This window comes from Collinsella sp. LCP21S3_D3 (assembly GCF_052118305.1).
GTDB lineage: Bacteria > Actinomycetota > Coriobacteriia > Coriobacteriales > Coriobacteriaceae > Collinsella.
The window spans coordinates 199,521-222,053 of sequence record NZ_JBQKHK010000001.1 but is presented as its reverse complement, the minus strand read 5'-3'; the positions used below and the strand labels follow the sequence as shown (position 1 = coordinate 222,053).

Sequence of the window (22,533 nt, the reverse complement as noted above, 5' to 3'; positions counted from 1 at the left end):
CTCTGCTTACCGTCGGCCGCTCGTGACCGCGCCTCGACCGCCACGCATGTCTCGCCTTACCACCCCCTTGCCCACTTTCGCCCGCCCCTCTCAATAAACGCGTTATCATCTTGACCCATGAACATACGTTAGGAGCAATCATGCCAAACGAGAACAGCTACGAAGTCGCGCTGCAAAAGAGCAACGCCATTCGCGAGGGCCTGGCCAAGACGCCCGAGAAGTTCACCATGCTTACCGGCGACCGCCCCACCGGCCGTCTGCACCTAGGCCACTACTTTGGCACCCTCAAGGGCCGCGTGGAGTTGCAAAATATGGGAGCCAAGACCAACGTGCTCATTGCCGACTACCAGGTCATCACCGACCGCGACACCACCGAGCACATCCAGGACAACGTGTATAACATGGTCATGGACTACCTTGCCTGCGGTATCGACCCCGACAAGACCATGATCTACGCGCACTCCGCGGTGCCCGCCGCCAACCAGCTCATGCTGCCGTTCCTGTCGCTGGTCTCCGAGGCCGAGCTGGCGCGCAACCCCACCGTCAAGGCCGAGATGGAGGCCTCGGGTCACGAGCTCACCGGCCTTCTGCTCACCTATCCGGTACACCAGGCCTGCGACATCCTGTTCTGCAAGGGTAACGTTGTGCCCGTCGGTCGCGACCAGCTGCCGCACATCGAGCTCACCCGTACCATCGCCCGCCGCTTTAACAACCGCTACGGCAAGGTGTTCCCCGAGGTCGACGCGCTGCTGTCCGAGACCCCGCTGCTGCCCGGCCTGGACGGCCGCAAGATGAGCAAGAGCTACGGCAACGCCATCAATATCTCGATGACCGCCGAGGAGACGGCCAAGCGCATCAAGAAGAGCCAGACCGACTCCGAGCGCATGATTACGTTCGATCCCGAGAACCGCCCCGGCGTGTCCGGCCTGCTTTCGACCGCCGCCATCTGCACCGGCCGTTCCGAGGTCGAGATTGCCGAGGAGATTGGCATGGGCGGCTCTGGCCAACTCAAGAAGTACGTGACCGAGGCCGTCAACGGGTACTTCGCACCGATCCGCGAGCGTCGCCAGCGCTACGAGAACGACCTGGACTATGTGAAGGATGTCCTGCACGAGGGCAACCGTCGTGCCAACGAGATCGCCGAGCAGACCCTGGCCGAGGTTCAGGACGCCATGGGCATGGTGTACTAGTCGAGAGCAATAAACAACACTCAAACTAAACCGCCGCGATTGGCACAATCCTCGTTGCGGCGGTTTTGTTTTCTTCAGAGGTCGGTCGCCGAGATATTCAGCCGCTTGGCAGAACCCCTAAGTCGCAAGCACCTTGAGGCTATATCCTGTTAAGCAATGACACCCTATTGTTTAACATGCGGCAGCTTTTACGGCAGACCCGACCGACCGGAAGGAGTCCCATGAGCTCAGTTGCGTTTTGTACCTGCAACGACCGGAAATGCCCATTTAACCCTGTCAACCACGAGAAGGGCTGCACACCGTGTATCGCTAAGAATCTGCACGAGCACGAGATTCCAACGTGCCTGTTCAACGCGATTTCTCCCGATCGGCTTGAGGCCGATAAAGACGAGTGGTCGTGGCAAGCGTTCGCGCGGCATGTAGAAGCATATCTGGGAAGCGACAGCCCAAGAATCCCCGCAGGCGAAGAAGCGCCGCAGGGATTTACCAAGATCGGTTGCTGTAAGCGGGACTAACAATCAAAGTTAGTGCCCCCCTAAAACCAAACGTCAGTACCTCATTATGGGATAACATAAACCTGCCAATTAGGGACAGGTTTTTTTGGCAGGTTTTATCTGGGGAAACATCAATGGAGCCAGCGTTCCGCCACAAAGAGGACAGGCACCTTTGTGGTGGTTTTGACCACGGCAGAGCCGCTAGAGCCCTGCTGGCCAACGACAGGCGGCCAAGTCGACGTGCATGGGGTCGACAAACGTCACGCCCTCCCCCAGCAGAAGTTCGCGCTGAGCATCGGGGCCGCCAAACGCAAAGCCCTCGCAAATGCTGCCATCGGCAAACACCACACGATGGCAGGGAATCTGACCAGGGCGCGGATTGCTGTGCAGCGCATAGCCCACGTACCGCGCACTTCGTGGACGGCCGGCGAGCAGCGCCACCTGGCCGTACGTGGCAACCATCCCCTCAGGGATCTGCTCGACTACCTCGTACACCCGCTCAAAAAAGCCCTCAGACGCCATCGATGCTCCTTTCCGCCCGCAACAGCATAAATCAAATGATCCCTCGGGGACGGCAGGGTTGCGGATCATTTGCGGCCTCCGTGCGGCCGATGGTCCGCAACCCCGTCATCGCCGAGGGATCACATGGCATGGCAGGTAGCGTTTGCCCAGATAAAACCTGCCAAAATAAACCTGTCCCTTTTTGGCAGGTCGGTTAGTTGGCAGGCTGGAAGAAGGCTACGGCTATGGCACCGGGGCCTACATGGGTGCCGATGGTGGCGCCGATGGTGTGAACGGGCAGCTCGCCCTCGGTGTGGCCAGCCCACAGCGCGGCGCTGTCCTCGATATACTTCCTGAGCACCGCATCCGAAAGGCCCGTATAGCCGAGCGCCAGCGGCATGGAAAAGTCGACGCCGCCCGCCTTTTCGACCTTTTGGTTCAGCAGGTTGCGACCGTTCTTGGAACCGCGCGCCTTGCCCAGCTGCACGATCAGACCGTCCTCGGCAGCCACCACGGGCTTTACGTTGAGCAGCGTACCCACAGCGCCGGCCGCAGCAGACAGGCGACCGCCGCGCACCAGGTACTCCAGCGTCTCGAGCAGGCCGATAACCACCACGCGGTCGCGCACGGCCTCGACCGCCGCCGCGATCTGGGCAGCGCCACGGCCCTCGTCCACCAAGCGCAGGGCATACTCGACCAGCACGCGCTCGCCCAAGGTGACGTTGTTGCTGTCTACCACGAACACATCGCCGCCCGGGGCCTCGGCAAGAGCGGTGCGCGCACTCTGATTGGTGCCGGAAAGCTTAGCGCCCACGGTAATAATCACGGCCTCATCGCCGGCCTCACGAACCTCGGCGATAGCCTGCGAAAACGCGTACGGGTTGACCTGACCGGTCTTGGGCAGCTCATCGCGCTCCACGAGCATCTCGTAAAAGCGCTGGTGATCGATGTCGACGCCATCCATGTACACATCGGTGCCAAAGGTAACGGACAGTGGCAAAACAGCCAGTGCCGGGTGCTCCGCCGGCGACATATCGCTTGCGGAATCGGTAATAATGCGGACGGACATAGCGAATCCTTTCTTGCGCAGGTCCCGCGCAGGGAATTTTGACAGCAATGCCCCGGCACGGTATACGCGCTCAAACGGGACGATGCAGTTGTTAATGGGAAGCAAATGCCTAGGCGGCCCTACAGCTCGCGCAGGGTGTCGAGAATCGTACGCAGCGACGCGTACATCTGCTCGCGCTGCTCCACGCCCATGGCCTTGCCGGTGGCGTCGAGCACCTCGCGAATAATGCGATCGGCCTCATTCATGCTCTCGCCGCCCAACGTGGTCAGGCGAACCGGGGCACGATACTTAACGGCGGCATCGCCCGAATCGTCGACCTCGACGTAGCCGCCCTCTTCCAGATGCGCCAGCGTGCGCGAGACGGCAGCGCGGGTCACGCCTGCCATGCGGGCGAGGTCGGCACCAGTCAGGCCGTCCTTGCTGCGCTCAAGATAGTACAGGCACATGATATCGGAACCCTTAAGGCCCAGCCTTGCGCCCTCAGATGCCTTAATGCGCTGGATCTCCTTGTAGAGCCCGCTAATCAGTCCGACAAAATCCTCAAAACGTGTCTCGTCGTTCTGCTGCATGGGAGACGACCGCCTTTCGCTTACATGATGCTAACGGGTAAACATCTTAGCCGTACCCAGCGATCGCAAGCCCCGAACGCCCTAATTGTTAACTCATCAACATAAAAACCACCACAAAGGGGATAGCACCTTTGTGGTGGTTTGTGTGGTGGTTTGGCCCGAGCTAGAGTTCCACGCGCGGGTTATCGCGGGTCACAAGCGTCTTGACGACAACCGTCGCTCCCAGATAGCGCTCAAGCAGCTCGGCTAAGCGATCGATCGCGGCCTGACAGTCCCCCATTCGCTCGGGCTCAACACACTCAATCGCCAGGAACGCATCGGCAGAATCGTCGGACAGAGCCGTTCGAACGCCGTCGCGCCAGTTCCAGCAGCGGCACACGGCACCCGCATCATCGATGTAGGCGAGCTCGCCGGGCAGCGTCGGGTCATCCGCCTCCTCGCCAAGCGGCAGGAACGCATCGCCACCGTCGGTCACCTTCAAGCGAAGGTCTCCCTCAATCGCGTGCAAATCCTCGCCTCCCACGGGCAGCGCGTAGGTCAGCGACACCGTGTTGTAAATATCCACCGCCGGTGTGATATGACCGACCGGCTTGCCCTTGAGCACGCGCTTGAGCAAGTTCTCGATCGAGCAGCGGGCGCCCTTTTTAGTCTTGAACAGGCGATAGGCCTCGCGCCAAGCCTTGACCGGCGCGTTCTCGCTGATGGTATCGCTTGTCAGATGACACTCCGCATCGATATTGGCGCGATCGAGCAGCGCCGCAATCGCGTCCACGTCCTCTTGAGGAATCTGAGCCGCGGGCTTCATGCCCTTTACGACCACAACACCGACCGCCGCCTGTGGAAATAGCTCCCAAAATGAATCCTCGGCAACAAAGCTCTTCATACGTGCTCCTTTCGCAATTCGCGCCAACGCGAGCGCCTAAACAAAAAGCGCCCTTACAACGGCCACCTTCAAAGTCCTACGGTGCCGTCACAAGAGCGCTTACGCTGCCCCCATCCGGAGAAGGGGACGATATGTCAGGCGCATTGTAACCCGAGTCATCCACACGAGCAAAACCACCACAAAGGCGCCTGCCTCTTTGTGGTGGATATGGACTCGAGGCGACGCTAGTGGCGGAGTCCCAGCAGGCCGCGGCCGCGATGACGGGCCTCGGCAGACACCTGAGCGTGCGGGCCGGCGGCCTTGACGGACTCGGGCAGGTGCGAGTACTTCTTCTCGAAGTTCTCCTCGAACATCACCGCCAGGTTGTGCGCGGCCTCGTCGTAGCGCGCTGTGCTCTGCCAGTACTGGCGCGGCACCAGGATGCCGTCCGGCACACCGTGGCACGTGGTGGGAATGTCGACATTAAAGATATCGTCGTGCAAGAACTCGCTGTCCTCGATGGTACCGTCGAGGGCGCGTGCGACCAAGGCGCGCGTGTAGGCAAGCTCGATGCGATGGCCCACGCCATAACCGCCGCCAATCCAGCCGGTGTTGAGCAGATAGACGCGGGTGCGACCGTCGGCGATACGCTCGCCGAGCATCTTGGCATAGACCATGGGGTCGAGCGGCATAAACGGCTCTCCGAACAGCGAGGAGAACGTAGGCGTGGGCTCGGTGACGCCGACCTCGGTACCGGGGATCTTTGCGGTGAAGCCCGTCACAAAGTGATACATGGCGGCATCGGCCGTCAGGCGCGAGATAGGCGGCAGCACGCCAAAGGCATCGCAGGTCAAAAACAGCACGACGCTCGGGGTGGTGCCCATGCCCTTGGTCCATGCGTTGGGGATATGCTCGACGGGATAGGCAACGCGCGTATTGTGCGTGATCGAGACGTCATCGTAGTTGGGCTTGCGGTTCTCGTCGAGCACCACGTTTTCGCAGATCGCGCCAAAGCGAACGGCGTTGAAGATCTCGGGCTCGTGAAACTCGTCCAGGCCCTCGCACTTGGCGTAGCAGCCGCCCTCGATGTTGAAGATGCCCATGTCGGACCAACCGTGCTCGTCGTCGCCGATCAGCAGGCGCGTGGGATTGGCCGAAAGCGTGGTCTTGCCGGTGCCGGACAGGCCAAAGAACACGGCGGTCTCGTGCGTGACGGGATCCATGCTGGCCGAGCAGTGCATGGGCAGCACGTCGTCCTCGACAGGCAGCAGGTAATTCATGACGCTGAAGATGGACTTTTTGATCTCACCGGAGTAGCCGGTGCCGGCAACCAGAATCACGCGTTCCTGGAAGTTGATGACCACGGCGGCGCTGGAGTTGAGGCCCTTGATGGCAGGGTCGCACTGGTACCCGGGTGCCGCGAGCACGCAAAAATCCGGCTCGCCGGTGCGCGCAATTTCGCGAGCGAGCGGACGGGCGAGCATCTGCTTAATGAAGAGCGCCTGGCTCGCGCGCTCGCAGGCAACGAGCAGGCGACGCGTGTGGTTGCGGTCGGCACCGGCCATGCCGCGGGTGACGAACACATCGCGCTCGTTGAGATAGTCGACGATGCCGGCCTTGATGGCCTCGTAGCCCTCAATCGAAAGCGGGCGGTTGACGGCGCCCCAGGCGATCTTGTCGTGAACATCGGGGGTGTCAACGATAAAGCGGTCGTTGGGAGAACGGCCGGTGCGCTCCCCCGTCTCGATTACCAGCGCGCCGTTGGATGCCATGCGGCCCTCTTCACGGCGGATGGCGTGCTCGACGAGCTCCGCAGCAGGTAGATCGACCAGCAGACGCGGCTGATTCTCGGCGGGATCTTCGACCAGCGTAATACCAAAGTTGGACAGAACTTCTGCAGGGGTAACACCAGGCATGGGGCCTCCTTTAAAAGCGCGTCACGCGGGCGCGGCGCGCACTTTACTCACGTAAAGCCCGTTGTACCCGATATGCAAAAACGTTTTTGCCGCAAGGGCGGCAAGCCCGCCCAACGGTCAAAAATCCCAGGCAAGCGGCCTAGTCATTGGGTAGTCATTGGGGACGTTCTTAAACGACGAGTCGTTGGGGACACTCTTGAACAGGCAACATTCAAGGAGTGTCCCCGGATGCCGGCACAAAAGGAGCGTCCCTAAGCGCCAACTATAGCGGCAAGCCTTGGCCGAGCATGGCGATGGCGCTCATGAGGACCAGCATGCCGGCGGCGTAGGGCAGGACGGCGCCCAGGAGCTCGGCATCCTTGCCGCGCACGTGCACGGCGGCAAGACCAATGGCAAGCGTCTGCGGCGAGATCATCTTGCCGGCGGCGACGCCAAGCGCGTTCAGCGCGACCATCCAGTAGTCGCTCACGCCCAGCGCGGTGGCAGCCTGGCTCTGGATGGGACCAAACAGCATGCCAGAAGACGTGCCCGAACCGGTCACGAACGCACCGACCGCGCCGATCCACGGAGCCAGAATAGGGTACAGGCCACCGGCGACCGCAATGCAAAACGCGCTGATCGAAGAGATCATGCCCGCATAGCCCATAACCTTGGCACAGCCCAGAACCGAAAGCATGGTAATGACCGTCGGCATCATCTGCTTGACGGTCGCGGCCAGTACCTTGCCCATCATGCGCGGCGAAGCACCCTGAATGGCGCCGCCGACAAACGCCGCCAGGAAAATCCAGACGCCCGGCGTGTTGATCCACGAAAACGTGAGCGTGCCGGGGTTCTCGCCGCAATACACCTGCACCTGGCTCGCAAACGGTGCGAGCGCAGCATGCACGGCAGGCACCAGGTTAGACGTTCCCAACAGCAGCACAAAGATCAGGATGAAGCACGACCAAGCCGAAAGCGCCGACTTAGCGGTGAGCTGCTCGCCGGCCTCGATATTCATGTGGAAACGTGCGTCCAGATGCCCCGACTTCTCGGCACGCATGGCAAGCGCAGCTGTCAGCGCGAGCGAAACGATGGAACCGACGACGACGGCAAGCTCGGGACCCACAAACATAGCAACGACAAGAGCCGCGCCGGCAAAGGACACGCCGGAGAGTACGGCGATGCCCGCCACGCCGTTCAGGCGCTCGACAACGCCCGCAACATTACCCTGGTCATCGGCGACACGACCCGCAACCAGCACGATAAACAGCGGCATCATCACAAAGAAAGGCGTCAGCTGCACCATCTGAACGGTCGCCAAATGCAGCGGGTCCAGGCCCACCAGACCGGCAACGGACACCGTGGGAATGCCAATGGAGCCGTAGGGCGTGGGCACGCCGTTGGCCAGCAGACAGATGAGCACGGCGGGCACGGCCTCAAAGCCCAGGCCCGCGAGCATGCCGGCGGGAATAGCGACGGCGGTGCCAAAACCGGCCATGCCCTCCATAAAGCCACCAAAGCACCAGGCCACAAGCAGCGCCAGCAGACGGCGATCGCTGCTGATGGAGGTGATCATGCTGCCGATCACGTCCATGGCGCCCGTGCGAACGCACAGGTTATACGTGAACACCGCGGCGATGATTACCAAAACGATGGGCCACAGGGCCATCAAAAAGCCTTCGAGCGAGGCGGTCGCGATCTGCGCTGCCGGCAGGTGCCACCATGCGAAGGCAAGCACGCACGAAAGGACAAACGATCCGATGGCGGCTTTCCAAGCTGGCCATTTAAAGCACAGCAGCATCACGACAAGCCAAATGATCGGCACAAGAGCCAGCAAGAATGCGGCGACGTCCATAGGTAGAAGCTCCTTGGTGCCGCGCGGGCGGCATCGTGGTATCACATAACTTCAACAGGATACCGCACGCTCACCGACAATTTACTGCCGCCCCCCGAAAATATTGAACAATCCGTTCAAAAACATGAGTGACACCGTCGCGTCTATACTAGAACGCAGCAATAGAAAGGACCCGCCTTGAGCATCTCGCCCCTCGATAGCATCCGCCGCGCCATCGCCCGCCGCAACGGCATCGCCAACCCCGCTGTATCGGGCGGGGCGCACGGACAGGGCGGACGCATCGAGAACGGCCTGTTCCCCGCCTCCCACACGGCCGAGGAGCTCGCGCGTATCCAGGAGCTGAGTCAGCGTAACGCCGGCGGGCCAAATAGCGGCCAAGCCACGCGTCGTCGGCGCGAGCGCGATCGCGAGCCCGGTCCCGTCCGCCGTATGGTCAACGCCTGGTGGAACCGCCTGCTCGGCGCCGTCTACGGCGGCGGTTTCTCCATGCAGGAAGCCGAATACGAGGAGCACGCCACCAGCCGCGACTACCTTTGGAATACCCTGGGCACCGCCGTGTGGGGCATGGCGTTTCCGCTGCTCACTATCGTGTCTACGCAGCTTGTAGGCGCCGAGGAAGCCGGCAAGTTCTCCATCGCCTTTGTCACCGGCACGCTCATCATGATCGCATGCAACTACGGCGTGCGCAATTTTCAGGTCTCGGACATCGACGAGAAGACGTCCTTTGCCTCCTACCAGCTCAACCGCTGGCTTTGCGGAGCTCTCGCCCTAGGCTGCGGCCTCATGTACAGCAGCGCCCGCGGCTACGACGCGCACATGGCGATGATCGGCCTGGGCGTCTACCTGTATAAGGTAATCGACGGCGTGGCGGACGTGTACGAGGGCCGTCTGCAGCAGGCCGACAAGCTCTACCTAGCCGGCATGAGCCAAACGCTGCGCTCCGTCGGCGTCATCGCGGTCTTTAGCGCGGCACTGTTCCTCACGCGCAGCATGCCCATCGCGGCCATGGCCATGGGTGTTACAGCGATCGCCTCGCTTGTGCTGGTCACCGCCCCACTCGCCCTACTCGAAACCGAAAAATCGCGTCGCGTGAGCATACGCGAAGTCGGCCACCTTTTTGCGCAGTGCGCCCCGCTCTTTGGCGCGCTCTTTTTGTTCAACCTTATCGAGAGCATGCCCAAATTTGTGATGGAAGGCACGCTGGCCTACAAATATCAGCTGTACTTTAATGCCCTGTTCTTTCCGGCGCAGGCCATTTTGCTGAGCATTGGTTTTATCTATAAACCGCAGCTCTTGCGTTTGTCGAGCATTTGGGCTAACCCGCGCAAGCGTCGCCGCTTTGACTTAATTATTGTCGCCGTCATGGCGCTGATCTTGGGTTTCACTGGCGCATGCGCCGCATTTATGGCAGGCCCCGGCATTCCCCTTATGAGCTTTATGTACGGCCTCAACTTTGAGCGCTACCGCACATTGGCGCTGCTGATGGTCGTCGCCGGCGGCATCACCGCAGCCATCGATTTTATCTACGCCATTATCACAGTGCTGCGCCACGCCGGCGATGTCACCAAGATCTACCTCATTTGCTTTGCCGTGAGCGTGGTGGTACCGATGGTCCTCATCAACCTACTGGGGCTGATGGGTGCCGTCGTAAGCTACCTGGCGGTTATGGCCCTACTGCTGGTGCTGTTGATTATCGAGTACGCCCACATTCGCCAGCGCATAGAGAGGGACCGGAATCCGTACGGCGCCTAATTAGCTGCCCCGGTCACCGGAATTTGCGATGGAATCACCCCGGCTGGGGTCTCGTTGCGGACAATATGCATCACGCAAAACTAAGTGAGTAGACTTTTACCGAATCCCCGACCACACCGACAAAGTACAAGTCTGTGACCTGCGGTTTTATTGAGGCAAATATGTTGGGTGCTCGGCATTTCCAAAAAAGTCTACTCACTTAGCCAGCGGGCAGCCAAATGATTATGTAATCCCCGTTCCAGAAAAATCATTTGATGGGCAGAAGGGCAAAAGTAGTCAAAAAAGCCCCGTCCCAAATTAGCTACCCTTTGCACCGATTATTCGCCGGGCAGAATGTTCGCATAGAACTCCGCCCCGTCGTCCAGGCGCAGAATGCCTACGCGGCCGAACTCGGAGCCGGTGGCGGCGGCGCAGTCGATGTCGATACGGTCGGGAACACCGGCGGTATCCTCGCCGCCCAAGCGCACCATCTGTCCGCGGCCCGACTCCTCATCGAGCCCTGCCAGGCCGCCCACCTCGCAATAACGCCCGAGCGACACCGTGGGCGTGTGGCCACTCACCACAACCGGACCCTTGCCCTCGGCAGAAAGCAACCCCGTCGGGGCATCCCAATAGCCATGGCGAATCCAGAGCAAGTCATCGGACGACTGCACGGCGAGCATTTGCTGCAGCAACTCGCTATCGGCATCGACCGCTCCCCTGCCATCAGCGCAATCGACACCGTGCTCAAGCAAAAACGCACGCGCCGCCTCGGTCTGAATACCGGCGTGCACCAGCAGATACGGACGCTCGGCAGTCTCTGCCACCGCATAGAGCGGCAGGGCGGCAGCCCAGCGCACCAGCTCCTCGTATGCCTCAAATTCCATTTCGTTGAGCTGTTGGCGCGTGGTCCATCCGCCGTTGATGTCCCAGGTCTCGGCATCGAGCGGGTCCTGGCCAATGATCGCGTCGAGCATAATCTGCTCGTGGTTGCCCTTAAGCACGCGAGCGTTGGGCAGCGATCGCACCAAGTTGATGACGCCGACCGGATCGGGACCGCGATCGATCATGTCACCCAACACGTACAGCGTGTCGTCGGACGTTAGCGAGATCTTGGAAAGGGCCTCGTCCAGCGCGCGCACGTGCCCGTGAGCATCGGATGTCACATAGATCGCCATGGAACGCCTTTCCCTGCATTACGGCCGAAGCCCGGAGCCGCAACTAAAACTTCAAGTTGAACTTAAACGTTACCCATTGTACTCCGTTGCAATAAAGCTGGGAAGTAGATACGAGCCGCCGCCAATAGTCTAGAAAAACGGCTCCGCCTGTGACGATATCACGAACGCCCTCCGTTCAACCCATAAACCCACCATCTTTGGGTACAAATAACCGCAGACAACTGACCGTGCCACGCCAACCACCCAGGAGCGGACACTATCCATGAACCAGATACTTCTTTTTATCGGCCTCGTCATCATTTTGTGCCTGACCATCAAACCCGTCGGCAAAAAGCTCCCCTTCCCCACTCTGCTCATCTTTATCGCGCTGGGCATGCTGCTGGGCGTCAACGGTCCGGCGCACATCGACTTTAGCGACTATGCGCTCACCGAAACCGTCTGCAGCACGGCGCTGCTGTTCATCATGTTCTACGGCGGCTTTAACACCAACATCGACCGCGCCAAGCCTGTCGCCGTGCCCGCGGTGCTGCTGAGCACGCTCGGCGTCGTCGTCACCGCCGGCATCACCGGCGCCTTTGCGCACTTCGCACTGGGCTTCGACTGGATCGGCGGCCTGCTGCTGGGATCGGTTGTAGCATCCACCGACGCAGCGAGCGTCTTTAGCGTGCTGCGCGAGCACAACCTTTCGCTGAGGGACGGCACTGACTCGCTGCTCGAGGTCGAATCGGGCTCCAACGACCCCGTCGCTTACATGCTCACCGCCGTGCTTGCAACCCTTGCGGCCGGCGGCGACATCAACATCCCCGTGCTGCTCGCCAAGCAGATCATTCTGGGCGTGGGCCTGGGCCTTGTCATCGGCTGGGCATCGGGCCGCCTGATCGAGCGCGCGCACGCAACAGCCGAGGGCGCGCAGACCATCTTCTTGTTCGCCGTGGCCATCGTCGCCTACGCGCTGCCGAGCTACCTAGGCGGCAACGGCTTTTTAGCCGTGTACCTTGCCGGCATTGTGCTGGGTGCGAGCGACATCACCGGTAAGGTCGAGCTGGCGCACTTCTTTGACACCCTCACCGAGATGGCCGAAATGACCATCTTCTTTTTGCTCGGGCTGCTCGTGACGCCCGCCCGCCTGCCGCAAATGCTGCTACCGGGCCTGGCACTCATGACGTTTATGCTCTTCGTAAGCCGCCCCATCGCCGTCGGTCTGCTGTTGGCGCCCTATAAGACAAACCCCCGCCAGGTGGCGCTCGTAAGCTGGGCGGGTCTGCGCGGCGCAGCTTCGGTCGTCTTTAGCCTCTTTGCCGTGGTGGCCGGCGTTCCCGGCGGTCACGACCTGTTTGACCTGGTCTTTGTGATTGCCGTGTCGAGCATTGTGGTGCAGGGTTCGCTACTGCCGGCGGTGGCAAAGAAGCTCGACATGATCGATGCGTCCGGCGACGTGCGCCGTACGTTTAACGACTACCGCGACGAGGACGGCATGTCGTTTGTCAAGCTCAAGGTGGGCACGGGTCATCCGTTTGCCGGACGCTCGCTCGCCGATATTGGCAGCGCCACGGACATGCTGGTGGTCCTGGTACTGCGCGACGGCGCGCACCCGGTGCTGCCCAACGGCGATACCGTCATCGAGGAAGGTGACCTGCTGGTGATGGCCGCGCCAACGTTTGAAGAACGTGCCGAGGTTACACTGCGCGAGGTCACCGTGACGCCCCACGGTCGCCTGGCCGGCCAGCGTCTCCGCGATGTGCCGCAAGGCAAGCACCCGTTTATCGTCGTGATGCTCAAGCGCGATGGCCAAACGATCATCCCCGACGGCAACACCCTCATATACGCCGGCGACGAAGCCGTCATCGCCACGCTGGCGTCGTAGCGGCAAGGGACAGCCATCCCGAATTGGCTACATTTGAGCACCAATCGCCCCGGCTGGGGTCTCGTTGCGAACAATTAGCGCCTCTCAAAACTAAGTGAGTAGACTTTTGCCGAATCGCCGACCATGTCACCAAAGCACAAGTCTGTGACCTGCAGGTTTATTGAAGCAAATTAGTCGTGTGCTCAGGATTTCCAATAAAGCCTACTCACTTAGCCAGCGAGCAGTCAAAATAGAACGGTCGCGAGCTCATTAGACTCCATTGCGACGGCTTATCTTGCATGTTCGCGCAGCTGCGGATGCAGGCGCCCTATGCCAAATTAGCTACCCTTGTCACATTCCTAGTCATCGTCGACGGCAAAATCACGGAGGTCGAGGCCTTCGCGTTCGGCTCGGGCTAGGAGCTCTTGGGGCGACTCGTCCTCGATATCCACTACGTCGAGCATGGCAGCCGGAAAGCCCACGCCGGCTGCACTCCCCGCGCGATCGAGCAGACTCTCGCGCAGCTGGTCTACATCAACGTCGATCTTCATGGTGTAACCTCCTACCGAGCCAGGTCCCTACTCAGCAGCGCTAAGCTTATCCACAGCAGCAACAAAAGCCGCAACCTGCTTGTCGTCCATCTGCATGGCCAGGCGCCCCACGGGCTCATCGTAGGCGAACTGCACCTTATCGATAAAGCAATCCCAAGCACGCTCGTCCACACGCACGGCGGCCTCGCAATACTGGCTGAGCTTTTTGAGTCCATACCAAAACGCATTCACATGGCGCGTGGGGTCCTCATCCAGCACACCATCGTAGCGACGCCCGTTAAACTCACGCATGCGCGCCACGGCGACCTCGAGCGAGTCGCCGCCCTCGGCCGAAGCCTCATCCACCAGCTCGGGAATCGGAACCTCACGGCGAACATCGTGCCTGGTAGCGCCATCGTACTCGCCCACCAGCACGTCTTCGTCAAGCCGAGAATCATAGTCGAAAAAGCTCGAGCCCCTGCAAATCCCATGCGGCGAGCCAGAGCCAAACGCGCAGAACAACCCGCCGTCGGCAACAATACGACGGTAGGTCTCAAACGACTTCTTAACCTGAGCGAGCAACTCGAAAAGCAAACCGGCATCGCACGCCGCCTCGCACGCAACGCACGCAGGCTCGGGCAGCCCCGAAGGCTCCACCGTGCTCCCCGCAACGCGGGCGGCGCGCTCGGCCCGATATGCCTGCGCCGCCAAGCGCGCTCGCTGCGCAGCGCCATGCACGTTGGTAAGCTCGCGCTCCAACGCCACGTCACCAGCAACATCGCCAGCAACATCACTCGCAGACCCGCCGGCGCCCTGCGACCCCGTCGCACTCAGCTCGGACTCAAACGTCGCTGTGATCATACCCGCAAGGTCCGTCGCATCGGCGGCACAACGCAACTGCTCCAGCTGCGTACACAGCAGGTCGGCATCCAAAGGCACGGCGTCCACAACACGCACGTCACTCAGGCGCGCCACGTCCTGCAGCACCATAACCCCCGCAGCATCGTACGCCGCGCGAACCTTGTCCGCCGTATTCGCACGCAGCTTTACCTCGATAAACGCAAGCGTCTGCTCCAAACGGGCCAGTAGCTCGGCCTTGTCCTCCATGCGCAAAAAGGCAGCATAGCGGCGCTCCATCTGCAGCGGACCAACAATGCCCGCCTGCTTGCGAGCGCGTGCAAGCGCAGCGCCCTCAACACGGCGCACGTACGTATCAACAGCCCGCACGGCAGACTCGCGCGCAGCGCGCTCGGCAGCCTCGACGCCCCTAAGCACGCCCAGCAGCTCGCGGGAGCGCGCCTTGCGCACCAGCTCCCCGCGATCGTACTGCTCAAGCGCCGTCTGACGCTTAGCCACCGACTCAAAGCCAAACAGCTCGTCGAGAAGCTCACCAACAGAACGCTCGTCTGCCACGGTAGGCCTCCTCACGCACTACGCACCAACATGTACGCGGTGCGCCCGAACACCGGACGCCCCGCACGCCCGCACTCCTACAGATCCAGTGCCTTCTTCGCGGCGTCGACCGGGTCACCATCCATGTAGAACACCGGGCTCAGTCCCGAAATAATCTCGGACGACACGCTCTGCAAACCCGCGATGGCGCTCAGCGGCAAAATCACGCGCTTGGCGCCGGCGTTTTTGGCCACGCGCATAATGTCCTCGAGCCCACGGATCTCGTCCATAGAGCCCGACATGCGCAAGATTCCCGGAATCGCCAGCGCAGGCATCACCGGGCGGTTGCACGCCGCGGAGCACAGGCCCACAAACTCGGCAAGCGAAACTTCCTCGGACAGGCCCTTGCTCTGCAGGTCGTTGTAGAACAGCAGGTAATCCTTGGAGCCAATGTGCATGCCCGGCGCCACGCGGTTCGCCAGGTTCACAAAGTTGTCGAACGCGGCCTCCAGGGTATCGCGCACCGGCTTGTTAAAGGCCACGCCCTCGTGCTTAAACTTGCACTCGCCGGCAACGGCCTTGTTCTCCAACTTGTACACGGCAACCTCGCCGCCCTGCGACCTGCCCACGCCAAACACGTGGCCGGACAGCAGCGGCCCGTCGGGAATCAGCGTGTCCTCGCTCTGCTCGGGCACGCGCACCACGTGCACGTCCTGCGGGTTGTCGGCATCCATATAGCCCAGGTTGACGTCGATAAACTCAACGCCCGCCATAATCTTGAGCTGCTCCTTTACGCGGCGACGGCCCTCGATGGCGTAGTCCAGCAGCCAGCGCACGTCGTCCTTGTCCATGGCCTCGTCGGGAAACAGCAGCTTGGCCAGGCCGCTAAAGGTCTTGCGCACGGCGATCTCGTCACGTTTGTTAAAGTCGCTGTTAAAGCGGAAGTAACGGTCGATATGGTGCGTAAAGTCCTTGCGGCGCATCTCCTTGCAAAACTCCGACAGGCAGTCGGTGATCAGGCCATAATGCCCGGTCAGCAGGCTCGAGCGCATCTTGGGAATCTCCCAGCCCGGCAGGTAGTAATGGATACGGTCAAAGAAGGCCGAATCGTTGTTAAACTCCGGCGGAAACGGATCAAACAGGTGCGTAGTCTTAAGGACGTTTTGCACGGTGTCGTTGATGTTGCCCTCAAAGACCATGGAGGCATCGGCGTTAATCTGGTCGCGGCCGCGCGCATAGCTGCCGCTCGCCATGTAGTCCTTCATGATCTGCACGGCATTGGTGTCCTTAAAGCGCATGCCAGCAACCTCGTCGAACGTCACGCAATCCCAGTGGCCCACCAAGCCCACGCGGTCGGCGCGCATGGAATTCATGCGGCCGAACAGGTTGGCCGTGGTGGTCTGGCCGCCAGAGAGCAAGATGGCGTAGGGCGAGACCTCTTTGTAGATATGGCTCTTGCCGGTGCCGCGGGGACCCAGCTCGCACAGGTTGTAATTGCGCTCGATGAGCGGCACCATACGCTCGATAAAGTGCAGACGCTCTTTCTCGGAAAGCTCACTGGGCTCATAACCAGCGGAGCGCAGCAGCATGTTGAGCCACTCGTCGCGCGTAAAGTACTGGCGCTCGTCGACCATAGCATCCAGGTCCAGGTTGGGCATCTGGATGGGCGTGAGCGACGCCACGCTAAACGGAGAGTCCTCGGGCCCGCGCTTTTTGCGCTTGGCCTTGGAGCGGCGTGGCGCATCGTCGCCAAAGACCTCCATTCCAAACTCGTCTTCCTCATCCAAGGGGTGACGATACTCGATGCTCATAATGCACCAAATGCCACCCTGCAGAATCTTGGAATAGTCGCGCACGTACTCGGCCGGCATCACAAACGGCTCGATGGTCAGGTTGGCAAACGACGCCACGTAGATATCTTTGTACTCGTCGAGCTTGGCCGTCACCTTGTCGATGATGGTAAAGCGGCCCAGTTCGCGAATCTTGGACTTAATGCGCTCGGACTCGTCGGGACGCACGTAGTTATCGGTGAGGATCCTGCGGATGCGATCCAGGCCCTCTGCCACGGCTTCCTCGTCATCGGTTGAGCAGTACATGCCCAGCAGATACTCAAGCACAAAGGTTGGCACATTGGCGCCGCGCTTCATAAGGGCCGTCAGGTCCTTGCGCACGATCTTGCCAGCAAAGTGCTCGAGCAGCTTGCCGTCCAGCCCGTCCATGTCGTAGCCCTCATCCTCGGGAGCCTCGGCCACAGCCTGGTCATAGCCATCGGTCGAGGACTCGTCCTCGGCGTTCACCGCAGCCTCAACGGGCGCGACGGCCTCCACCGGCTCCGGGGCAGGCGCCGCAGCAACCGGCTCCGGGGCAGGCGCCGCATCCTCAACGGACGCCGCAGCCTCCGCAGGCACATCCACATCAATCGAGGGAACTTCCCACAGATTGTCGTCATGGCTATCAATCATAGGGCACACTCCTAAAAACCAAAGTCAGCAACAGGGGCAAACGAAACAGCGATGGTATACGTCTCGCGCCAAACGATCTTGCCCGACTGGGCATCGCGGCAAACCAGCAAATGGGACGAGCCGGACCCAAACGACACACCCGTCTTAAGCGTAAAGCGAGCCTCGACCACGCGATCCTGCGGGTTGGGCGAAGTCATGTCCGCATGCACGCGAGCAACGTCGCTCACCTCGTTGCCGGTCTCGTCGGTAAACACCAGCTCGTACTCGCACGGCAGCACCTTGCCCGTAGCGGCCTCCTCCTGCAGCAACTTAATGCCAAACAGCGAGTTGGTAACGCGGCGGCTCTCGCTCAGCACGCGCAGCTTCGCAGTCTGCGTATCAACGAATTCCTTTGAGGACGCACTCAGGCGGCGATACCCGACCACCGGCACCACGAGCTCCTGCAGACTCACGCCGCCATGCACGTAGCGCTTGGTTCCGCCGGGTCGCTTGTAGTGCACGATCCCGCGCAGAGCCAAGCCAACGTAGCCGCCGCCCGGCACCACATGGTCCATGTTCATGGCTAAACACGGGCTACCGTCCGCGCCGTTAGCGATATCGGCCAAGGTGTCGCCCTGAGCGACCACCGCATGGCGCTTGCCAAACAGCACCGGATCGTCGGGCAGGTCGTTCTTGCCCAGGAACAAGCATTCCGGCAGTTCGTTGGCCGTGTACAAAAAGCCATGGTCGGATGTAATCGTCACGCGGGCGCCTGGCGCGTCGGTGCACACGCGCTTGGCGATCGAGACCAGCTCGTCCACGCTCTCGGCGCATGCATCGAACACATCGCTTTCGGTGGCGAGCTTCTCCCCCGTCGCGTCGATCTTGTTGTGATACAGGTACACGATCTCGCTGGACTTGAGCAGCTCCTTGCGGTCGGCGGCAGACATGTCCAGATACGCCGCGGCACTCAGGGCGCGACCCGTAGGCGCGGCCTTCTGCAGCACCGCTTGACGCTCGACCGTAGAGCTCGTCGGCATATCATCGAGCAGCACGGCGCCCGTTTCCATGTTGAGCGTCATGGCCTGATGCGGCAACAGCGCCGGCATGCCCATCTCGGTAATAGAGGGAAACATCGCCTGCACGCTACCCATGCGCACCTCGCCGCCACGCTCGCGCTCCAAAGCGGCGGCCACATCCTGCGCCACCTCGTAGCGAAGCGCATCGCTAATCAGGACCACCTTGGCCTTGGCACTACCGGTATACGTGGGCAGCGTCTCCCAATAAAACAGGTCTTGGCGAGCGACACCCTCAACATAGCCGGCATCGCGCCACTGCGCCTGGGCGGCATTGGCCCAGCACGCGTTGCTCTCGGTCAGATACCAGTTAACGTAGTTGTTCTCGGCCCATTCGACCGCACGGCGCTCGGGCTCCTCCAACAGGTCGACACCACGAAGCTTGCAGCGCTCGTTGGCCTGGCGCAGCGCGCGGTATGCCGCATCCATGCGCCACCAATCTGTGGTATAGGCCTCCCATACCTCGGCCGCCTGGGCAATATGGAATCCACCCGCATGGTCGCGCTTAAAGGCCGCCATGTCGGCCAGCGCCAAAAGCACCTGGTAGTAGCAGGCAACATCGTCGTACCAGCACAGGTCGCGACGGGCCGCGGCAACACGACGGGCCTCGTCAACGCGATCGGCACCCTGCGCCAGCGAGGTGAGCAGGTCGCTCAAAATGGCCTCGTCAACGCACGGGAATACATCCAGGCGCAGCAGATCGTCGGTAGGCAGAGCACCAAACACATGGCGCAGGCCGCACGCGTCCTGGACCAGCTCGCAAATCTCGCGCAGGTCATCAGACGCCGCAGCATCGCCCGCCCACTCGCGGACGACGGCGATGCAATACGGCGCATAGGCGGGCGCAATATGGTTGGAAAGCTTTTGCAGCGCAGCCGCTGGCACCAGCGAGGCTGAGGCCGTCAGCAGCACATGGGCGGCAAAATCCTGGAGCGAATCGCGCTCGAACAGCGTACCCTCAAAGCCCGTGCGCTGACGAACAAAGGCAGCAAGGCTGTCGGCGGCCTCAAACTTTTGCGCCAGCTCCGACAGCGCCTCCGGGCCATCGCGCAGCAGCATAGTCAGGCATGCGCGCACAATAAACGGCATGGTGGCAGCGCTGGGGTCGGAGCCGCCAAACATTGCAGCCAGCAGGCCCAGCTCAACATCGGCCGCACACGCAGGCGCGGGCATGCACTTAGAAAACTTGGCGACGCGGCCCTTGGCGGCAAAGAACGACTTGTGCGCCTGCAACGCCTTGCGAATATCCCGCGCGTTCGAAGCCCCCAGCTGATCGGCCAGCAGCGACAGATAGTCCGCCGAGAACTGATCGGCATACAGTTCAACATCGGCCAGCCAATCGCCCTCGAGGCCGCCACGCCCCTGCTGGCGATACACCAGCATGTCGCTCGTGGTGTCCTCGCGGGCGATAAGGCGCTTGACCTCAAACATATGCCCGTCGCAAGCCTCCACAAAGCGCACCGGACGCGGCAAACGTTGCTCTACCGCTTCTCCAAAGCCGCCCTCGGCAAGCTCGGCAAACGTGGCGGCAAACTCGCCTTCCGCGTCGTGCCACACCACCACGCGGCGCTCACGGCAATCGGGCAGCGGCTGTTCAAAGCGCGCCGCCAGCTCTTCAATTACATCGAACTTTGCCATCTAACAATCCCACTGTCATACCGGTCAAAACAATTCGCGTAACGCGTAATCACGTGTGCATTATTTTATCTTTGCCAGCACATCCTGGAACTTGGCATAGTTGACCTTAACGCCGTCGTCCAGGTCAATCTTGATCATCTGGTCGGCCAGGTGATGCAGCTTTTCCTCGTAGGCAACGGTCTCGGTCAGCTGATCCTTGAGCTTTTTGATGCGCTTGGTCAGCGCGACCTTCTCGCCGCGCTCGGCCGTGGCCAGCGCGTCCTCGGCGTCGGCGATCTGCGAGCGATAGCGCTCCTGCTGCTCGTGCACGTAGTCGGTACGAATGCGCGCCAGCAGGTCGGGCGTATAGCGGTGCATGTAGACCAGGGCCATAAAGCCGTTCTTTTTGCCCGAATCAAACAGCCAGTAGATAGGGCGCTTCTTGTAGGTCTGGCAGTGGTCCTTAAAGAAGTCCTTCAAAAAGTAGGTGCGGATGACCTCTCGCGAGGTGCCCTTGCCGCCGAGCGCCTCGGCAATAAAGGCCAGGTTCTGCTCGAGCGTCTCCTCGCCGTACACGGTGCGCACAAAGTCGATAAAGTAACGCACGATGTCGTCGTCAAAGTACTCGTCATCGGTGATGGGCAGCACGTTGTCGCCGTCGGGCATAAAGGTCACGTGATCGGGATCGGGCATCTTGGCCAGGTAGTCGTTGACCGTGGCACCCTGATCGGCCAAAACCAGACCGTCCACGTCCAGCGAATAGCGGCCGAACATGCAGCCCACGGCATAGCTTATGAGCGAGGTAATCTCGTCGCGCTTGGTGCGCACGTACTTGTTGCCCTTGTAGCTCTCGGGAATCTCGTCAGCGGTATCGAAGATGCGCGCCACCGATACGTACTTGTCCTCGACCTCGATGGGCACCTCGCCCTCCATGTTGTAGATCTTGGCGAAGATTCGGTTGAGCTCCTCCTCGTTAGCACGAAGCTGCTCAAAGCGAGCATTGACCTCGGCCTTGCGAGCCTCGTATTTATCGGCGAGCAACGTTGCCATATCTCTATCCCATCCAATCAGGACCGATTAAAAGCCCAATAAAACTAGCTAAGTCAACATAGACAAGTCTACCCGACAGCAAAGCTTATAGCGCCCCATGCAGAGCATTCGCAGGCATCATTTTGAGAGGACGCCCACTACAAGCCGACCCCGCTTCGCAGTCAACTATGTATTAACTTACTCCACCAGCCCCACCATTTGTTGAGCAACAAGTGCGAGCGGTAGCCATAACGCCACGGCCGCATCAACCGGTTCAAAGCAACACGAACGAGCGCGTCCCCACCATCTCATGCCAAAAGTCTGTCGTTATCCTAAAACCGCAGGCAGATTGACGAACATGTGTTTGGTCATTATAATTCCTACTTGAATAGACTCCTCGTCTCGTGGTATAAATGGGTTGCGTTCCTTTATGGAGGGCAGTCAAGGGCCGGGGGATCCCCCCGGCATTTTTGTTTTTAGGGAGACTGCATCATGAGGGAGCTTTCCGTCTTCGTCGACGAATCAGGCAACTACGGAGGGCAAAGCGCTAAATACTATCTCGTCACGCTTGTATTTCATGACCAGTCAGCATCAATTGCTGAAATTATCGAGCGTTATGAACACACGCTTAGAACGCGTGGACTTCCCGATATCCCCCTACACATGAACCCCCTGATGCACGGCAACGAATCCTACGGAGCCATGGACACTCGCTTGCGCAATCGGCTTCTGGCGAGCTTTGCAGTATTTGCAAACAAATGCCCCATTACATACATGACGCTCAGTTACCAAAGAAACAAATTCAAAAGTGATGCGACTATGTTCGCAAGAATGCGTCGCGACTTGATCCTCTTTTTGTTCGACAGACTTCAGCCCTTCCAAAGCTATGACGCTGTCAAAATCTATTACGATGACGGGCAAAACGAGGTAACAGCCGTCCTTCACGCTGCATTCGAATACGTTCTTGGAAAGCAAGCGGTCATTTTCAAAGAATGTGATCCGAAGCAGTTCAGGCTTCAGCAAATTGCTGACTATATCTGCGAAATCGAACTGGCACAAATTAAATTCGGAAACTCCGAGCAATCAAATACCGAGCAAATCTTCTTTGGAAACTATCGTGATTTCAAGAAAAATCATCTTAGAAAGATTCGGGCGAAACGTCTCGCGTAGACCCGGCGCGCAGCTTCTGCTATAAAGATATCGGTACCCTCGAATAGAGGGACCTCCAAGAGCCGGGGGATGTCCCCCGGCATTTTTTATG

The 22,533-nt window shown here is 60.3% G+C and carries 17 protein-coding genes; 5 read left to right on the top strand and 12 right to left on the bottom strand.

Annotated features, from left to right (window positions below):
- Positions 1–140 precede the first annotated feature (140 nt).
- Positions 141–1,190: a tryptophan--tRNA ligase gene (trpS, locus tag ACTQ1S_RS00900; RefSeq protein WP_441032995.1), complete on the top strand. Its 1,050-nt coding sequence runs from the start codon at positions 141–143 to the stop codon at positions 1,188–1,190.
- Between the two features lie 221 nt (positions 1,191–1,411).
- Positions 1,412–1,705, top strand: a complete 294-nt coding sequence (locus ACTQ1S_RS00895) for a DUF6485 family protein (RefSeq protein WP_195838532.1) — start codon at positions 1,412–1,414, stop codon at positions 1,703–1,705.
- A gap of 180 nt (positions 1,706–1,885) precedes the next feature.
- Here ACTQ1S_RS00895 and ACTQ1S_RS00890 read toward each other — a convergent pair whose 3' ends face one another.
- From ACTQ1S_RS00890 to ACTQ1S_RS00865, 6 genes are all read right to left on the bottom strand, one after another.
- The gene (locus ACTQ1S_RS00890; protein ID WP_427747461.1) at positions 1,886–2,206 is read right to left on the bottom strand and encodes an MGMT family protein; all 321 of its coding nucleotides are present in this window, start codon (positions 2,204–2,206) and stop codon (positions 1,886–1,888) included.
- A 193-nt stretch (positions 2,207–2,399) separates the two neighbouring features.
- Positions 2,400–3,254, bottom strand: a complete 855-nt coding sequence (locus tag ACTQ1S_RS00885; RefSeq protein WP_441546836.1) for a DegV family protein — start codon at positions 3,252–3,254, stop codon at positions 2,400–2,402.
- A gap of 119 nt (positions 3,255–3,373) precedes the next feature.
- Positions 3,374–3,823, bottom strand: coding sequence for a MarR family winged helix-turn-helix transcriptional regulator (locus tag ACTQ1S_RS00880; RefSeq protein ID WP_154515655.1), 450 nt, complete (start codon positions 3,821–3,823; stop codon positions 3,374–3,376).
- A 163-nt stretch (positions 3,824–3,986) separates the two neighbouring features.
- Entirely contained in the window at positions 3,987–4,706 is a 720-nt protein-coding gene (locus tag ACTQ1S_RS00875; RefSeq protein WP_441546835.1) for a B3/B4 domain-containing protein, read from the bottom strand.
- A gap of 224 nt (positions 4,707–4,930) precedes the next feature.
- Positions 4,931–6,601 carry a phosphoenolpyruvate carboxykinase (ATP) gene (gene pckA / locus ACTQ1S_RS00870; RefSeq protein WP_441535707.1) on the bottom strand — a complete coding sequence of 557 codons (1,671 nt, stop codon included), beginning with the start codon at positions 6,599–6,601 and terminating at the stop codon, positions 4,931–4,933.
- A 262-nt stretch (positions 6,602–6,863) separates the two neighbouring features.
- On the bottom strand, positions 6,864–8,435 hold the full coding sequence (locus ACTQ1S_RS00865) for an L-lactate permease (protein WP_441546834.1): 1,572 nt from the start codon (positions 8,433–8,435) through the stop codon (positions 6,864–6,866).
- Between the two features lie 177 nt (positions 8,436–8,612).
- Between ACTQ1S_RS00865 and ACTQ1S_RS00860 the strand changes: the two genes are divergently transcribed.
- Positions 8,613–10,187, top strand: coding sequence for a lipopolysaccharide biosynthesis protein (locus ACTQ1S_RS00860; protein WP_441546833.1), 1,575 nt, complete (start codon positions 8,613–8,615; stop codon positions 10,185–10,187).
- A 317-nt stretch (positions 10,188–10,504) separates the two neighbouring features.
- Here ACTQ1S_RS00860 and ACTQ1S_RS00855 read toward each other — a convergent pair whose 3' ends face one another.
- Positions 10,505–11,344: a metallophosphoesterase gene (locus ACTQ1S_RS00855; RefSeq protein ID WP_441546832.1), complete on the bottom strand. Its 840-nt coding sequence runs from the start codon at positions 11,342–11,344 to the stop codon at positions 10,505–10,507.
- A 262-nt stretch (positions 11,345–11,606) separates the two neighbouring features.
- Here ACTQ1S_RS00855 and ACTQ1S_RS00850 point away from each other — a divergent pair, with 262 nt between their 5' ends.
- A complete protein-coding gene (locus ACTQ1S_RS00850; RefSeq protein WP_441546831.1) occupies positions 11,607–13,208 on the top strand; it encodes a potassium/proton antiporter in 1,602 nt (533 codons plus the stop codon).
- A 338-nt stretch (positions 13,209–13,546) separates the two neighbouring features.
- Here the strand turns inward: ACTQ1S_RS00850 and ACTQ1S_RS00845 are convergent, their stop codons facing one another.
- The 5 genes from ACTQ1S_RS00845 to ACTQ1S_RS00825 form a co-directional block, all read right to left on the bottom strand.
- Positions 13,547–13,738: a hypothetical protein gene (locus tag ACTQ1S_RS00845; protein WP_368156466.1), complete on the bottom strand. Its 192-nt coding sequence runs from the start codon at positions 13,736–13,738 to the stop codon at positions 13,547–13,549.
- A gap of 27 nt (positions 13,739–13,765) precedes the next feature.
- The gene (locus tag ACTQ1S_RS00840; RefSeq protein WP_441546830.1) at positions 13,766–15,130 is read right to left on the bottom strand and encodes a hypothetical protein; all 1,365 of its coding nucleotides are present in this window, start codon (positions 15,128–15,130) and stop codon (positions 13,766–13,768) included.
- A gap of 77 nt (positions 15,131–15,207) precedes the next feature.
- Positions 15,208–17,571: a protease Lon-related BREX system protein BrxL gene (gene brxL / locus ACTQ1S_RS00835; RefSeq protein ID WP_441546829.1), complete on the bottom strand. Its 2,364-nt coding sequence runs from the start codon at positions 17,569–17,571 to the stop codon at positions 15,208–15,210.
- An 11-nt stretch (positions 17,572–17,582) separates the two neighbouring features.
- Complete coding sequence (pglZ, locus tag ACTQ1S_RS00830; RefSeq protein WP_441546828.1) at positions 17,583–20,264, bottom strand: BREX-1 system phosphatase PglZ type A; 2,682 nt, start codon at positions 20,262–20,264, stop codon at positions 17,583–17,585.
- 60 nt (positions 20,265–20,324) lie between these two features.
- Positions 20,325–21,293, bottom strand: a complete 969-nt coding sequence (locus tag ACTQ1S_RS00825; protein ID WP_441546827.1) for a hypothetical protein — start codon at positions 21,291–21,293, stop codon at positions 20,325–20,327.
- Positions 21,294–21,764: 471 nt separating this feature from the next.
- Here ACTQ1S_RS00825 and ACTQ1S_RS00820 point away from each other — a divergent pair, with 471 nt between their 5' ends.
- Positions 21,765–22,442 carry a DUF3800 domain-containing protein gene (locus tag ACTQ1S_RS00820; RefSeq protein ID WP_441546826.1) on the top strand — a complete coding sequence of 226 codons (678 nt, stop codon included), beginning with the start codon at positions 21,765–21,767 and terminating at the stop codon, positions 22,440–22,442.
- Positions 22,443–22,533 lie beyond the last annotated feature (91 nt).

Excerpts from the sequence above, each read along its gene's own strand:
- trpS (WP_441032995.1), top strand. The coding sequence starts at position 141 with ATGCCAAACGAGAACAGCTACGAAGTCGCGCTGCAAAAGAGCAACGCC.
- ACTQ1S_RS00895 (WP_195838532.1), top strand. The coding sequence starts at position 1,412 with ATGAGCTCAGTTGCGTTTTGTACCTGCAACGACCGGAAATGCCCATTT.
- ACTQ1S_RS00890 (WP_427747461.1), bottom strand. The coding sequence starts at position 2,206 with ATGGCGTCTGAGGGCTTTTTTGAGCGGGTGTACGAGGTAGTCGAGCAG.
- ACTQ1S_RS00885 (WP_441546836.1), bottom strand. The coding sequence starts at position 3,254 with ATGTCCGTCCGCATTATTACCGATTCCGCAAGCGATATGTCGCCGGCG.
- ACTQ1S_RS00880 (WP_154515655.1), bottom strand. The coding sequence starts at position 3,823 with ATGCAGCAGAACGACGAGACACGTTTTGAGGATTTTGTCGGACTGATT.
- ACTQ1S_RS00875 (WP_441546835.1), bottom strand. The coding sequence starts at position 4,706 with ATGAAGAGCTTTGTTGCCGAGGATTCATTTTGGGAGCTATTTCCACAG.
- pckA (WP_441535707.1), bottom strand. The coding sequence starts at position 6,601 with ATGCCTGGTGTTACCCCTGCAGAAGTTCTGTCCAACTTTGGTATTACG.
- ACTQ1S_RS00865 (WP_441546834.1), bottom strand. The coding sequence starts at position 8,435 with ATGGACGTCGCCGCATTCTTGCTGGCTCTTGTGCCGATCATTTGGCTT.
- ACTQ1S_RS00855 (WP_441546832.1), bottom strand. The coding sequence starts at position 11,344 with ATGGCGATCTATGTGACATCCGATGCTCACGGGCACGTGCGCGCGCTG.
- ACTQ1S_RS00850 (WP_441546831.1), top strand. The coding sequence starts at position 11,607 with ATGAACCAGATACTTCTTTTTATCGGCCTCGTCATCATTTTGTGCCTG.
- ACTQ1S_RS00845 (WP_368156466.1), bottom strand. The coding sequence starts at position 13,738 with ATGAAGATCGACGTTGATGTAGACCAGCTGCGCGAGAGTCTGCTCGAT.
- brxL (WP_441546829.1), bottom strand. The coding sequence starts at position 17,571 with ATGATTGATAGCCATGACGACAATCTGTGGGAAGTTCCCTCGATTGAT.
- pglZ (WP_441546828.1), bottom strand. The coding sequence starts at position 20,264 with ATGGCAAAGTTCGATGTAATTGAAGAGCTGGCGGCGCGCTTTGAACAG.
- ACTQ1S_RS00825 (WP_441546827.1), bottom strand. The coding sequence starts at position 21,293 with ATGGCAACGTTGCTCGCCGATAAATACGAGGCTCGCAAGGCCGAGGTC.
- ACTQ1S_RS00820 (WP_441546826.1), top strand. The coding sequence starts at position 21,765 with ATGAGGGAGCTTTCCGTCTTCGTCGACGAATCAGGCAACTACGGAGGG.